The following is an 11981-nucleotide window of genomic DNA, read 5'->3' as shown; positions in this document are numbered from 1 at the left end:
TCGCGGACGGCCATCGGCGAGCATGACCGTTCAGGTGGGAGCGCCGGAGATCACCCGGATCGCCGCCGCGCGCCTGGCGACATTCTGCGTGCGTCAAGCACCAGCCGCCCAGGTCAGAGGGCCGCCATTCCCCCGCGCGAGGTCAGCTCCCCGCGCAGGGTCAGCCGGGCGGCAGCCGGATACCGAAGACGGCGCCGCCTTCGGGGGCGTGCCCGGCGAACGGCTCACCGCCGAGGCGGCGGGCCAGCCCGGCGACGAGCGCCAGCCCGACGCCGGTCGAGACGGGCCGGCGGCCCCGGTAGCGCTCGAACAGCGCCGAGCGGTCGAAGGCCACGGCGAGGTCGTCGGCGGTGAGGCCGGGACCGCCGTCCCGCACCTCGAACACCGCCTCCGGGGGGACCACCACCCCCTGAGGGACCACTGCCCCCTGGGGACCGCCGCCCAGCGCCATCACGATCGGCGCGCCGGCCGGGACCACCCGCAGCGCGTTCTCGGCCAGTCCGTCGACGATCTGCCGGAAGCGGACCGGGTCGGTGACCACCGGCACCGGCCCGTCCGGCAGCTCGACCCGCAGCTCGACCCCGGCCGCCGTGCACCGCGGCCGCCAGACCTCCACCGCCCCGGCCACCAGAGCGCCCAGGTCCACGGGCGCGAGGTCGACCCGGAAGTCGTCCGCGCCGAGCCGGGCGAGGTCGAGCAGGTCGGTGACGAGCCGGTCGAGACGGCGGGCCTCCCCGAGGATGATCCGACCGGTGCCGGCGGTGTCGGCCGGCTCGGTCACGCCGTCCGCGAGCGCCTCGGCGAAACCCTGGACGGCCGTCAGCGGGGTGCGCAGCTCGTGCGAGACGGACAGCAGGAACCTGCGCTGCCGGTCCTCGCTGACGGCGAGAGCCGCGGCGAGGCCGTCGAGGGCGGCGCCGACGTCCGCCACCTCGGCCGGGCCGCGCGGACCGCCGGTGCCAACCCGGATGTCGCGCCGGCCCGCGGCGAGCTGGTGGGCGGCGTCGGCGAGGCGCCGCAGCGGGCGGGCGAGCCGGCGCGCCAGGACGGCGCCGGCAACGGTCGCGGCGGCCAGGCCGCACACCAGAGCGATCCCGAGCCGCCGCAGGACGGCGCCGGCGAGCTCACGACTCTCGGACGCCGGTTGCACGAGCGCGATCGCGCCGCCGTGGGCGAGCGGCCGGCCGACGACGATCACCCGCCGGCCGCCGACGGTGTGGGCCGTACCGACCTCCGCACCGGCAGCGACCCGGGCGAGGACGTCGGCCGGGAGCTCGAGGCCCCTGCCGCCACCGGGCCCCTGGCGCGCGGTCGGACGGCCGTCCGGGGCGACCCGGACGAAGGTCACCCGCTGGGCGGCGATCGTCCTGGTCACCCCGGCGCGCAGGTCGGCGGTCGCGTTGGGACGGTCGTAGAGCGCGACGACGACGTCCGCCTGCCGGCCGAGCGCGCGGCGGGCCTCGTCGTCCGCGGCTCCGCCGACGAGACCGGCGAAGATCGTGCCGGTGAGCAGGACCGCGAGCGCGGCGACGGCGGTCGTCGCCAGGGCGATCCGCACCGCCAGCCCGGCGGGCCGCCGATTCCGCGGGTTCGGGCGGCTCCCGGGGTCAGGCATCGGCGGTGTACCCGACGCCGCGGACGGTGCGGATCGGGCTGGCCGGGCCGAGTTTCGCCCGGACCTGGGCCACGTGCACGTCGACGGTCCGGGTGCCGGCGCTCGCCTGGTAGCCCCACACGTCGGCGAGCAGGCGGTCCCGGGTGTGGACCAGGCCGGGACGGCGCAGCAGGGCCGCGAGCAGGTCGAACTCGGTGGTCGTGAGGGTCACCTCGCGGTCGCCGGCGAGCACCCGCCGCCGCCCGACGTCAAGCACGACGGCCCCGGCGCGCAGCACCGGGCCGCCAGGACCGGCGTCAGGACCGGCACCGGCACCAGGACCGGCAGGCGCACCGGCGGCGTCGGTCGACCGTGCGAGCGCGGCAGGCCCGCTGGTGCGCCGCAGGACGGCGCGCAGCCGCGCGACCAGCTCGCGGGGCGAGAACGGCTTCGTGACGTAGTCGTCGGCGCCCAGTTCCAGGCCGACGACGCGGTCGACCTCGTCGTCGCGGGCCGTCACCAGCAGCACCGGCACCCAGTCACCGTCGGCGCGCAGGGCCCGCAGCAGCTCACGGCCGTCCAGGCCGGGCAGGCGGACGTCCAGGATGACCGCGACCGGGGTGAGGGCACGCGCCGCCGCCAGGCCGGCCGGACCGTCGGCGCGGACCTCGACGGCGAACCCCTCCCGGACGAGGTACATGCGGATCAACTCGGCGATGTGTGCCTCGTCCTCGACAACGAGGACAAGCTCGGGAGCGTGGGCGTCCGCGTCCATCTGCGTGTGGGTGTCCACCTCAGTGAGTGTGCTGGTCACGGGAACCGGAGCCGGCCGGCCGGGGCGGAATCGCGGAGCCGGGCCGCTCGCGGGCCAGGCCACGCCTGGGACACGGTCAGAGAAACGCGAGGCGGGGGAAGCTCTCGTCGGACCCGAGCACGGTGCCCGCCTCCGTTCCCAGGACGCGCTCCAGCAGCGTCGCGTACACCGAGCGGAAGTCCGTGGTGACCCGCAGGTCGCCGTCGTCGAGATCGGTGAGGGGGGGCTGGTCGCCGAAGAAGCCGCCGCGCACCGGCCGCCCCAGGAGCAGGACGGGACCGGCGGTGCCGTGGTCGGTGCCGCCGCTGGCGTTCGCGGCGACCCGCCGGCCGAACTCCGAGTAGACCATCGTCGTCACCGCGCTCCCGCGGGGCGTGGCGGCCATGGACCGGTGGAAGCGGGTCAGCGCGGCATCCAGCTGGCCGAGCAGGCGGGTGTGGGTGCCGTCCTCGGCGGCATGGGTGTCGAAGCCGCCCAGGCTCACCGAGTACACCCGGGTGGGCACCCCGGCGGTTATGGCGCGGGCGACCATGTCGAGCTGGGCGCCGAGCTCGCCGCCATCGCCACCGCCTGCCCCGGGGTCCCCGCCGTCGAGCTGGCCCTGGGTGCCGGCGTCGCGTTCCGGGGCGTCGGCGAGCACCGGTGCGAGCGCCCCGGCGACGGTGAACAGGTCCGCGCCGGATGCGGCGGCCCGGGCAGCCAGCGGGCTGTCGGCCGGGTCGGGGCGGTAGAGCGCGTGCAGGTCGGCTCCCAGCCGACCGCTGGGCGCGGCGAAGCCGCCGGTGGGTACCGCCGAGCCCACCGTGTGGTCGCCGACCAGCAGCGGCGGCAGCGTGGGGCCGATCGCCAGCGCCCGCAGCGGATCGGCGCCGCCCGCCTGGCCACCGGCCGAACCGCCCGTCGGGCCGGCCGTCGAACCGCCTGCCGGGCCGCCCGTCGCGCCGTCCTTCGCGGCCAGCGCGTCGAGCCAGCGCCCGATCCAGCCAGACGTCGACGCCGTCCGCGGTGACGCCGTCTGCCAGATGGCCATCGACCGGAAGTGGCTGTGATCCGGCTCCGGGTAGCCGACGCCCCGCACGACCGCGAGGCGGCCCTCCTTCCACAGCCCGGCGAGCCCGGGGAGCGCCGGGGCGAGCGCGAGGCCGTCGGCCAGCGGGTGGACGTCCGGCTCGGCAGGCGCGAGGTCGCCGCGTGCCTGCCGGTAGGCCGGGTCCTGGAAGGGGATGACGGTGTTCAGGCCGTCGTTGCCGCCGTAGAGGGTGACGACGACCAGCACGCCGGTGCCCGCGGCCAGCGGGCGGTCGGCGGCGGCGCCGTGCAGGGCGTCCCAGCTGAGCACCCCCGCGCCCGCGGCGAGGGCCCCGGCTCCGGTGACGCCGGAGGCGATGAGGAAGCGGCGGCGGCTGAGCGGCATGGCGTTCTCTTCCTTCGGATCGGCCTCGGATCGGCCTGGGCCCGGAGGCGTTCCGGGTAACGGACGGGGCGCACGGGCCTGGCGCGTCAGGTGACGAGGTACTCCGGGGCGAGCAGGGCGAGGGTGACGAGCCGGGGCGGGTCGGCGGCCGCGGCGGACAGCGCGGAGCGGGTGCGCGCGCTCCATGCCGGCACGGACAACAGCCGGGCGACGGCGTCCACCCGTTCCGCGGCCGGGACGTCCGCCACGGCCGAGATGTCGGCCGCGTCCACGACCGCCGCCGCGAAGCGGGTCCGGACCAGGCTCGCCGCGGTCGTCAGCCACGCGCCGCCCGCCGGCCAGCCGCCGACGCTGGGCGGCGCGAACGGGACCTGGCCGAGCCCGCGCAGCACTGTGGCCAGGCGCGCCGGCGCGGCGGCACCGCCCGCCCCGGGCGCCGGGACGGTGATCCGCAGCGCGCGGAGCACGCCCACCACGTAGTCGATCGGCGGCGCCACCAGACGCCCGGCGGTGGCTTGGAAGCCGGGCGCGAGGAGCATCGCCCGCAGCGCCGCGCTGGTGTCGAGCCCCGGCCCGTAGGCGGTGAGCAGCGGAGTGAGCGCCTGGTCGGCGGGTGCCACCGGTGCGGCGTACCGGCTCCACAGCCGGGAGCACACCCAGCGCGGCGAGGCCGGGTCGTGGGCGAGCAGGCTGACGACGTCCTCACCGCCGAGATCACCGGTGTGGCCGAGGATCGTCTTGGTGCCCGAGTCGTGCTGCGCCGCGGCGACGGTGAAGCGGCCGGTGCGGCCGGCCCGCCAGCCGGTGAACGCCCGCGCCGTCTCCCGGACGTCGCGCTCCTCGTAGTTGCCGATGCCGAGGGTGAACAGCTCCATCAGCTCGCGGGCGAAGTTCTCGTTCGGGTGCTCCCTGACGTTGCGGCCGGCGTCCAGCCAGATCAGCATCGCCGGGTCGCGTGCGACGGCGAGGGTGAGCGCGTCGAACGGCCCGCGGCCGGACCGCCGGAAGATCTCGTTCTGGGCGAGCATCAGCGCCGGCGAGCGCACCTTCTGGATGGACGTCGCGAAGTGGCCGTGCCAGAAGAGCGTCAGCTTCTCGGTGACCGGGTCGGCGGTCGAGACCATCCGGCCGAGCCACCAGCCGATCAGCGCCTCGGTGCGCTCGCGCAGCCCGCGGGCGTACGCCGCGCGGGCGGTCCGGTCGGACGCGGGCGGTGGCCGGCGGTCGGCCTCGGCGTCCAGGTCGGGCGGGGGTACCGCCCCGGGGTCGGGGCGGTCGTGCGCGTCGAGCAGGCCCCGGGCCGCCGCCTCGTAGCCGGCCCGCTCGGCGGCGTCGAGCTCGTCGGGACGGGCCCCGAAGCCGGCCCGCCGGTACAGGAGCGCGAGCTCGGCCCGCACCCCGGTGGGGCTGTCGGTGGTGACCGCGGCTGCCATGACGACCATGGTGGCGTGCAAAGGTCAGCCGCCGGCGAGCGTCCTGTACGAATCGTGTAAGGATCCGCGCCCGGCCGGCGGACGGTGGCGCCCCGCCGCGGAACTGTGGGAGAAGCGGTTATGGACGGACTACAAGGAAAGATCATTCTGGTGGCGGGCGCGGCCACCGGGCTCGGGGCCGACTCGGCCGGGCGGCTGGCCCGGGAGGGCGCCAAGGTCGTCGTCGGCGACCTGGACCTCGCCGGCGCGGAACGGACGGCGGCGGCCATCCGGGAGGCCGGCGGCGACGCGGTCGCGGCGGGCTTCGACATCTCCGACGACGCCTCCGTCGCGGAGCTGGTCGCCCTCACCGTGCGCACCCACGGCGGCCTGGACGCCGTGCACGTCAACGCCGGTGACATGGGCGCAGTCCAGAAGGACAGCAACGTCGTCGACATCGACCTCGCGATCTGGGACCGCACGGTCGCCGTGAACCTGCGCGGCCACATGCTCGTCAGCCGGCACGCCATCCCGCGGCTGCTGGAGCGGGGCGGCGGCGCGATCGTCTACACGTCGTCCATCGCGTCGTTCACCGGCGAGCCGCAACGGCCCGCCTACGCGGTGACCAAGGCGGGCATCAACGCGCTCGCCCGGCATGTCGCCTCCCGGTGGGGCACCGAGGGGATCCGTGCCAACGCGATCACGCCCGGCCTGATCCTCACCCGCGAGATCCGGGACGGCGCGCCGCCGGACATGCTGTCCGCGATGCTGGCCCGCACCCGCAGCACCCGGCACGGCGAGGCGCGGGACATCTCGAGCATGGTCGCCTACCTGCTCTCGGACGAGGGATCCTGGATCAACGGGCAGGTCGTGAACGTCGACGGCGGTACGGTCCTGCGCTGAACGCGGCAGGAGACGTGGCAGGCAGCGGCGTCAGGTATTCGGGCACCGGCACCGGCACCGGGCTCGTGAAAATTCGAACAGGCCCGCGACCAGAGGCACGGCCGCGTGCCAGTGTGTTAGCGCCACCTAACAGCAGTCCGCATTGACGCAGCGCGACGTAGTCACCACGTTCGCGACGCGCGGCGTCGTCGGAGCCCGCTCGCGGTCCCGTCCCGCACGGAACCGTGCACGTCACGACGTCCCCGCGGCAGGCGACTGCCGTCCCGCCCACCTCGTCCAGTGGAAGGTCAGCCGATGCACTTCGAACTCACTCCGGATCAGGAGCAGCTCAGGGCCGGGGCGCGGGAGCTCGCCCGCAGCTTCGCGGACGACTACTGGGCGGAGAAGGACCAGAAGGGCGAGTTCCCGTGGGACTTCTACAACGCGTTCGCCGAGGGCGGCTGGCTCGGCATCGCCATCCCGACGGAGTTCGGCGGCGGCGGGCTGGGAATCGCCGAGGCGTCGCTGCTGCTCGAGGAGATCGCCGCCTCGGGTGCCGGCATGAACGGGTGCAGCATCATGCACCTGACCATTTTCGGCCTGAACACGATCGTCAAGCACGGTAGCCCGGCCCTGCAGAAGGAGATCCTGCCGTCCGCGGCGGACGGCTCGCTGCACGTGTGCTTCGGCGTGACCGAGCCGAACGCGGGGACGGACACCACCCGGATCACCACCTTCGCCGAGAAGGTGGACGGCGGCTACCGGATCAACGGCCGGAAGGTGTGGATCACCAAGGCCGGCGACTCGCAGAAGATGATCCTCATCGCGCGGACGACGAAGCGCGAGGAGAGCGCCCGGCCCACCGACGGCATGTCGCTGTTCCTCATCGACATCGACCGGAAGCACATCGACCTGCGCGCCATCCCGAAGATGGGGCGCAACGCGGTCTCGTCCTACGAGGTTTTCATCGACAACTACTTCGTGCCCGAGTCCGCGCGCATCGGCGAGGAGGGCAAGGGCTTCAAGTACCTGCTCGACGGCCTGAACCCCGAGCGCATCCTGCTCGCCCACGAGGCGCTGGGCATCGGGCGCGCCTCGCTGGAGAAGGCCACCCGCTACGCCAAGGAGCGGATCGTCTTCGACCGGCCGATCGGCCAGAACCAGGGCATCGCCTTCCCGCTGGCGGAGGCCCAGATCCGGCTGGACGCCGCCGAGCTGATGGCACGCAAGGCCGCCTGGCGCTACGACCAGGGGCTGCCCTGCGGGCCCGAGGCGAACATGGCGAAGTGGCTGTGCGCGGACGCCGGATTCAAGGCCGCCGACCAGGCCATCCAGACCCACGGTGGCATGGGCTACGCCCGCGAGTACCACGTCGAGCGTTACTTCCGCGAGTCGCGGATCATGCGCCTGGCGCCGGTCAGCCAGGAGATGGTCCTCAACTACGTCTCCCAGCACGTGCTCGGCCTGCCGAAGTCGTACTGAGACGACGGGCGCGGATCGACGACGGCGACGACGACGGATGACCGACCCCGGCGGGAGCCTGGACGGGCTCCGTGTCCTCGACCTCTCCCGGGTTCTCGCCGGGCCGCTGTGCGCCCAGCTCCTCGCCGACCACGGCGCCGAGGTGATCAAGGTGGAGCCCCCGGCCGGGGACGACACCCGGGCCTGGGGCCCGCCCTTCGTCGCCGACGGCACCAGCGCCTACTTCACCGGGATCAACCGCAACAAGACGAACATCTGCCTCGACCTGAGCACTCCGACCGGGCACGACGTGCTCGGTCGGCTGCTTGGGGAAGCCGACGTCCTGGTGGAGAACTTCAAGGTCGGGACACTGGCGCGCTGGGGTTTCGACGACCCGACGCTGCGGGCGCGCCATCCCCGGCTCGTCCGGTGCCGGATCACCGGTTTCGGCCCCGACGGGCCGATGGGCGCCATGCCCGGATACGACGCCGTGGCCCAGGCGTACAGCGGTCTGATGAGCATCAACGGCGAGGCGGACCGGCCGCCGCTGCGGGTCGGCGTGCCGATCGTCGACATGGTCACCGGCATCTACGCGTTCGCCGGGATCCTGCTCGCACTGCACGCCCGCGCCCGCACCGGCGTGGGCCAGCTCGTGGACTGCACGCTCGTCGACACGGCCGCCTCCCTGCTGCATCCCCACTCGGCGGCGCACCTGGCGGACGGACAGGTGCCGATCCGGACCGGCTCGGCCCACTCCGCGATCGCTCCGTACGACACCTTCGACGCCGCGGACGGCCCGATCTTCATCGGCGCCGGCAACGACCGGCAGTTCGCCGCGCTCGCCACCGCGCTGGGCCGGGACGAGCTGTCCGGGGACCCGCGCTTCTCCTCGAACGCCGCCCGGGTCGCGAACGTGGCTGCGCTGCGCGCGATCCTGCGTGAGGCGATCGCGCCCCGCGCACGCCACGGCCTGGCCCGGGAGCTGCTGGCCCGCGGGGTACCCGCGACGGCGGTGCACGACGTCGCGCAGGCACTGGCCGACCCGCACCTGCGGCACCGGAACATGGTCGTGGAGCTCGACGGCTATCGCGGGATCGGCATCCCGATCAAACTGTCCGCCACGCCCGGCTCGGTGCGCCGTCCCCCACGGGCGCAGGGAGCCGACACCCGGCGCATCCTGAGGAACCTGGGCTACACGGACGCGGAGGTGGACGCTCTGATCGCCGCCGACGTCGCCCGCGCCCACGACGAGCCGCCACCCACCGGAGTGTGATCGCCACCGGGCGACAGTCGGGCGGCAGCGGGCCCGCGGACGAGACCCGCTGCCGCGGGGGCCTCAGCCAGCTGCTGTCCTGGACGGGCGCTGGCCGGCATGCTCGACGGCCCACTGCAGCGCGTGGTCGGCGACGGCCTCCCAGCCGGGCTCGGCGCAGGTCCAGTGCGACCGGCCCTCGAACTCGAAGTACTCGGTCAGCGCGGCGGAGTTGTGGTACTTCTTCGCGTTCGCCTTGTTCACCGACGCCGGCATGATGTGGTCCGATCCGCCGCCGATGAACAACAGCGGCGCCCGGTCGTCGCGGTCGTAGTCGACCCAGGTCTCCTGGTGTCCCGGCTTGAAGTTGGCGATAAGGCCGTAGACCCACACCCAGTTTCCCGGGGCCGGGATGTGGTAGCGCTCGTGGACCTTGTCGGACTCTTCCCGGCTGAGGGTGTTCGCGAAGGCGTAGTGGAACTCCTCCGGGGTGAACCCGACCGCCTTGTGGAAGTTCCCGGGATGCTTCAGGATCGGGAAGAGCGACTTCACCTGGGACAGCGGGGTGACGTGCACCCCCTCGGTCGGCGCCGAGTCGACGACGACCCCCGCGGCGCCGAGGCCACGGGCGAGCAGCAGCTGGGTGAGGGTGCCCCCGAACGAGTGCCCCATGATGATCGGCGGGGCGTCGAGGCCCTCGATCACCGCGGCCAGATGGTCGACGGTGGCCGGGACGGTGAGGTCGGCGATGACCTGCGGGTCCGCCCGCAGCGCCTCGACCTCCACCTCGAAGCCGGGGTAGGCGGGCGCGATGACCCGGTACCCCTTCTCCTCGAACCGGGTGATCCAGCCCTCCCAGCTGCGCGGGGTCATCCACAGGCCGTGCACCAGGACGATCGTGTCGGGTTTGCCGGAGCCGGCCGGGCCGGCCGCGCTGTCGATGCTCATCGTGTCTCCTTGTTGGTCAGGCGGAGGCGGGGGCGGAGGTGGGGTGAGTGGCGAGAAAAGCCAGCAGGTCGGCGTTCAGCCGGTCCTTGTGCGTCTCGGTGATGCCGTGCGGAGCACCTTCGTACACCGTCAGCTCGGCGCCCTTGACCAATTCCGCCGAACGCCTGCCGCCGACCTCGATCGGGACCACCTGGTCGTCGTCCCCGTGGATGACGAGCGTCGGCACGTCGAACGCGGCGAGATCAGGCCGGAAGTCGGTGGCCGAGAACGCGGCGATGCACTCGAACGCGTTGCGCGCTCCGGTCTGCATTCCCTGCAGCCAGAACGAGTCGCGGATGCCCTGGGAGCGTTCCTGCCCGGGACGGTTCGCGCCGAAGAACGGGCCGTCAGCGAGATCCCGGTAGGCCTGTGAACGGTCGGCGAGCGAGGCGGCACGGAGGCCGTCGAAAACCTCGGCCGGAACGCCGCCAGGGTTGTCGTCGGTCTTCAGCATGAACGGYGGCACGGAGGAGACCAGCACGATCTGCGCGACACGGTCCGTGCCGTGCCGACCGACGTACCGGGCCACCTCGCCGCCGCCCGTCGAGAACCCGACCAGCGTGACCTCACGCAGGTCCAGATGACTGATCAGCGCGGCGAGATCGTCGGCGTAGGTGTTCATGTCGTTGCCGTTCCACGGCTGGGACGACCGCCCGTGGCCGCGGCGGTCATGCGCGACGACGCGGTAGCCGTTCGAGGCCAGGAAGAGCATCTGGGCCTCCCAGCTGTCCGCCTGCAGCGGCCAGCCGTGGCTGAGAACCACGGGCCGGCCCTCGCCCCAGTCCTTGTAGTAGATCTCGGTGCCGTCCAGCGTCGTCACGGTCGCCACGATGTCTCCTCTCGGCGGCCCCGGGGGCGTAGGAACATCCCTGGCGCCGGCCGTCAGCAGGCGTCCCCTCACGTCCACGCTAGGCGGATCGGGTCGGCCGTGCTGGTCTCTGCGCGCACGGTTCTGGACTCTCCGTGCCACATCCGCGACCCTTGGGACGATTGGTCGGGCCGCCCTCGGACGAGCAGGCGACGAGCAGGCGACGGACGATCAGACCACCCGGCGGGGCTTGGGACGGCCCGCGTCCGCCGCGCCGGCCGGACGGGAGGAACACCGGTGGCGACGGTTCTTGATCTCGACCACCTGCCGGCGCACCGGCGCGCCGAGGTCGCCCGGGACGCCATCGTCGCGCTCACCGTCACCAGCCGGTTCAGCGTGCACGCCCAGCACGACATCCGGGGCCGGATCGAGTCGTGGAGCTTCGGCGAGGTCGGCCTGATCCGCACGACCGTCAACGCCGGCCAGCACATGATCCGCACCGCCCGGCACGTGCGCCAGGACAGCGCTCCCCCGGTGCTGTCCTTCGCGCAGCGCCGGCACGGGCGCGCCGTCCAGGAGCAGTTCGGGGTCCGCCGCGAGCTGGCCGCCGGCGAGCTGTACTGCACCGACCTGAGCTCCGCGTTCGAGTACGCCAACGCCGAGGGCGGATGCGGCCAGGGCCTGCAGGTACCGCTGGCCTCGCTCGGCCTGCCCGGCGAGGTCGTCCGGCGCGGCGCCCCGAACCTCGCCCGCAGCCCGCTCTACCCGCTGGTCACCGACCATCTCACCGCGCTGGCCCGCGACGCCGCGGCCCTCGAGCGGGACGAGTCCGCCGCGGGCGTCGGCACCGCGACCGTCGAGCTCGTCCGGGCGTTACTGGTGAGCGCGGCCCGCGGCCCCGACGAGCCCCCGGGAACACCGGCGGAGATCATGCTGGCCCGCGTGCGGCACCACGTGCTGGCCCACCTGGCCGATTCCGATCTGAACGCGGACGGCATCGCGGCCGCGGTCGGGGTGTCCGTGCGTCACCTCTACCGGCTGTGYCGGGAGGCGGAGTTCAGCCTGGAACAGTGGATCGTGCGCAACCGGCTGGAACGGGCCCGCGGCGCGCTCGCGGCCCGGGACGCGCGCGGCCGCAGCATCGCCGCCATCGCGCGCGCCAACGRCTTCGCCGACCCCTCCCACTTCAGCCGCCGCTTCCGGGCCGCCTACGGCACCACCCCCCAGGAATGGCGCCGCCACCACACCCCCCACCACACCTCCCGACCCTGCTGGCTAATTCGGCCTTATGCGGCGTGGGTGAGTTCGAGGCGTGCGAGGTGGCTGGTGCGGGTGCGGTCGAGGGGGTGGCCGTTCC

10 protein-coding genes are annotated in these 11981 nt (G+C 74.0%); 4 read left to right on the top strand and 6 right to left on the bottom strand.

The annotated features are described in order from the left end of the window. Window positions 1–160: 160 nt before the first annotated feature. The 4 genes from BBK14_RS05795 to BBK14_RS05780 all read right to left on the bottom strand — a co-directional run bounded on the left by BBK14_RS05795 (window position 161) and on the right by BBK14_RS05780 (window position 5255). Entirely contained in the window at window positions 161–1615 is a 1455-nt protein-coding gene (locus BBK14_RS05795) for a sensor histidine kinase (RefSeq protein WP_071060148.1), read from the bottom strand. Beyond that, window positions 1608–2369, bottom strand: coding sequence for a response regulator transcription factor (locus BBK14_RS05790; protein WP_071060276.1), 762 nt, complete (start codon window positions 2367–2369; stop codon window positions 1608–1610). Before BBK14_RS05790 ends, BBK14_RS05795 begins: the two co-directional genes overlap by 8 nt. A 115-nt stretch (window positions 2370–2484) precedes the next feature. After that, window positions 2485–3822 carry a DUF1501 domain-containing protein gene (locus BBK14_RS05785; RefSeq protein ID WP_071060147.1) on the bottom strand — a complete coding sequence of 446 codons (1338 nt, stop codon included), beginning with the start codon at window positions 3820–3822 and terminating at the stop codon, window positions 2485–2487. 86 nt (window positions 3823–3908) lie between these two features. Continuing rightward, window positions 3909–5255: a DUF1800 domain-containing protein gene (locus tag BBK14_RS05780; RefSeq protein ID WP_071060275.1), complete on the bottom strand. Its 1347-nt coding sequence runs from the start codon at window positions 5253–5255 to the stop codon at window positions 3909–3911. Window positions 5256–5375: 120 nt separating this feature from the next. Between BBK14_RS05780 and BBK14_RS05775 the strand changes: the two genes are divergently transcribed. The 3 genes from BBK14_RS05775 to BBK14_RS05765 all read left to right on the top strand — a co-directional run bounded on the left by BBK14_RS05775 (window position 5376) and on the right by BBK14_RS05765 (window position 8850). Continuing rightward, window positions 5376–6137, top strand: coding sequence for an SDR family NAD(P)-dependent oxidoreductase (locus BBK14_RS05775; protein WP_071060146.1), 762 nt, complete (start codon window positions 5376–5378; stop codon window positions 6135–6137). A gap of 294 nt (window positions 6138–6431) precedes the next feature. After that, window positions 6432–7598, top strand: coding sequence for an acyl-CoA dehydrogenase family protein (locus tag BBK14_RS05770; protein WP_071060145.1), 1167 nt, complete (start codon window positions 6432–6434; stop codon window positions 7596–7598). 37 nt (window positions 7599–7635) lie between these two features. Continuing rightward, window positions 7636–8850, top strand: coding sequence for a CaiB/BaiF CoA transferase family protein (locus tag BBK14_RS05765; protein WP_071060144.1), 1215 nt, complete (start codon window positions 7636–7638; stop codon window positions 8848–8850). 63 nt (window positions 8851–8913) lie between these two features. Here BBK14_RS05765 and BBK14_RS05760 read toward each other — a convergent pair whose 3' ends face one another. After that, window positions 8914–9777 (bottom strand): alpha/beta hydrolase, encoded by an 864-nt coding sequence (locus tag BBK14_RS05760; protein WP_020459218.1) that lies wholly within the window; start codon window positions 9775–9777, stop codon window positions 8914–8916. 16 nt (window positions 9778–9793) lie between these two features. Further along, on the bottom strand, window positions 9794–10645 hold the full coding sequence (locus BBK14_RS05755) for an alpha/beta fold hydrolase (RefSeq protein WP_071060143.1): 852 nt from the start codon (window positions 10643–10645) through the stop codon (window positions 9794–9796). Window positions 10646–10921: 276 nt separating this feature from the next. Here BBK14_RS05755 and BBK14_RS05750 point away from each other — a divergent pair. Continuing rightward, a partial coding sequence (locus BBK14_RS05750) for a helix-turn-helix domain-containing protein (protein ID WP_241831189.1) occupies window positions 10922–11981 on the top strand: 1060 nt, incomplete at its 3' end.

Origin of the sequence: Parafrankia soli (assembly GCF_001854695.1) — a bacterium.
GTDB classification, from domain to species: domain Bacteria; phylum Actinomycetota; class Actinomycetes; order Frankiales; family Frankiaceae; genus Parafrankia; species Parafrankia soli.
The sequence above is the reverse complement of the archived record's forward strand: the minus strand, read 5'-3'. Positions and strand labels throughout refer to the sequence as shown.

What these genes read in the sequence shown, in the direction of transcription:
- BBK14_RS05795 (WP_071060148.1), bottom strand. Translation starts at nt 1,615, where the DNA reads ATGCCTGACCCCGGGAGCCGCCCGAACCCGCGGAATCGGCGGCCCGCC.
- BBK14_RS05790 (WP_071060276.1), bottom strand. Translation starts at nt 2,369, where the DNA reads ATGGACGCGGACGCCCACGCTCCCGAGCTTGTCCTCGTTGTCGAGGAC.
- BBK14_RS05785 (WP_071060147.1), bottom strand. Translation starts at nt 3,822, where the DNA reads ATGCCGCTCAGCCGCCGCCGCTTCCTCATCGCCTCCGGCGTCACCGGA.
- BBK14_RS05780 (WP_071060275.1), bottom strand. Translation starts at nt 5,255, where the DNA reads ATGGCAGCCGCGGTCACCACCGACAGCCCCACCGGGGTGCGGGCCGAG.
- BBK14_RS05775 (WP_071060146.1), top strand. Translation starts at nt 5,376, where the DNA reads ATGGACGGACTACAAGGAAAGATCATTCTGGTGGCGGGCGCGGCCACC.
- BBK14_RS05770 (WP_071060145.1), top strand. Translation starts at nt 6,432, where the DNA reads ATGCACTTCGAACTCACTCCGGATCAGGAGCAGCTCAGGGCCGGGGCG.
- BBK14_RS05765 (WP_071060144.1), top strand. Translation starts at nt 7,636, where the DNA reads ATGACCGACCCCGGCGGGAGCCTGGACGGGCTCCGTGTCCTCGACCTC.
- BBK14_RS05760 (WP_020459218.1), bottom strand. Translation starts at nt 9,777, where the DNA reads ATGAGCATCGACAGCGCGGCCGGCCCGGCCGGCTCCGGCAAACCCGAC.